This window comes from Streptomyces sp. NPDC058157 (genome assembly GCF_042884105.1).
Taxonomy (GTDB): domain Bacteria; phylum Actinomycetota; class Actinomycetes; order Streptomycetales; family Streptomycetaceae; genus Streptomyces.
Genome location: NZ_JBHVUQ010000436.1, coordinates 1 through 1,425, shown reverse-complemented (window position 1 = coordinate 1,425; position 1,425 = coordinate 1). Strand labels below are relative to the sequence as shown.

The 1,425-nt window shown below is 68.6% G+C and carries 1 protein-coding gene; it reads left to right on the top strand.

From position 1 onward, the window contains the following. Positions 1-506 precede the first annotated feature (506 nt). Positions 507-974 carry an NUDIX hydrolase gene (locus ACFVXK_RS38665; protein ID WP_389622095.1) on the top strand — a complete coding sequence of 156 codons (468 nt, stop codon included), beginning with the start codon at positions 507-509 and terminating at the stop codon, positions 972-974. Positions 975-1,425 lie beyond the last annotated feature (451 nt).

The window sequence follows — 1,425 nt, the reverse complement described above, 5'->3', positions numbered from 1 at the left end:
CGCGTCGCTTCGCGATGGCCTTCGGCCACCCTTGACAGACCGACCCGCCCCGGAAAGACAAGGACTGCCGGGAAACCCCCAAAGGAACGGGACGGACGTTCCAGAGAGATACGGCCCCTCGGCGATGAGGCGGGCGGTCGGGCGCCGGCAGACCGGGCATCCGGCCCCATCAGCCGCAAGCGGCGTCGACGTCCGCGCCAGATCGCTACGCGCTCCTCATTTCTCGGCGTCCGCCGCCCGTCTGGGGCTGATACCTGCACGAAATGCCGAACAGAGCGGCATTCGGGATGGGCGGGCGCGTCAGATCGCTACGCGCTTCACCCGTCTCAGCGGCTGCGGGCCGTCTGGGGCTGGTCATAGGCGGGCTGGACGTGCGGACGACGTCCGCTGATACTCCGGAGAGCTACGCCGTGGGTGGGTCGGGTGACACGGAGTTGTCCGCGATACCCGCCTGTGGGCTTGGCCGTCGTGGCACGATGCACCGTGCCACGACATCGGGGAGGGCCATGGCCAGGCGTGACTACGAAGACGATCCCAGCGCCCCGGCGGCGAACAGTCTCGTGCCCGCCGCCTCCGCCGTCGTCGTGGGTGAGGACGGCCGGGTGCTGCTCCAGCGCCGGACCGACAACGGAATGTGGGCCCTGCCCGGCGGCCGGATGGAGCTCGGCGAGTCCCTCGCGGACTGCGCGATCCGGGAGACCTACGAGGAGACCGGCATCGTCGTCGAGGTCACCGGCATCGTCGGTACCTACACCAACCCCGGCCACGTATTCGCCTACGACGATGGAGAAGTCAGCCAGGAGTTCTCCATCTGCCTGCTCGCACGTCCCACCGGTGGCTCCCTCCGCACCTCGGACGAGTCCTTCGAAGTCCGCTGGTTCGCGCCCCAGGAGACGGATGGGCTGGCCATGGTCCCCAGCATCCGCAAGCGCCTCGACGACTGGCGGGCCGGGCACGGCCCAGCTATCCGATAAGGACTGGCACGCGCGCCGACCTGGTGGTCATCTGGTGCGGATATCAGCCCCAGACGGTCGAAAGACGCTGAGGAAAGAGAAGCGCGTAGCGATGTGTCGCGCCCACGGCCCCGGATGACGAATCCGTTGTCCTTCGGCGACAGCAGCGACCCCAGGCGGCCGGTAGACGCTGAGACGGGAGGAGCGCGTAGCGATCTGGGGCGTGGGGGCGGTCCCGCAGGGGATGGTTGTCGGCCCGGATGCCCGGCGAGGTGGCCCCCGACCACCCCGACGGATCCCTGATCCGGCTGTATGTCTATTGATCCTCCGTCCCGTTCCTTTGGGGGTTTCCCGGCAGTCTTCGGCTTTTCGTGGCGGGACGGTCTGTCAAGGGTGGCCGAAGGCCATCGCGTAGCGACGCGACGAAGGAGCGCCCTTGACAGGCCGGCCCGACACGGAAGGACAGTGGGAC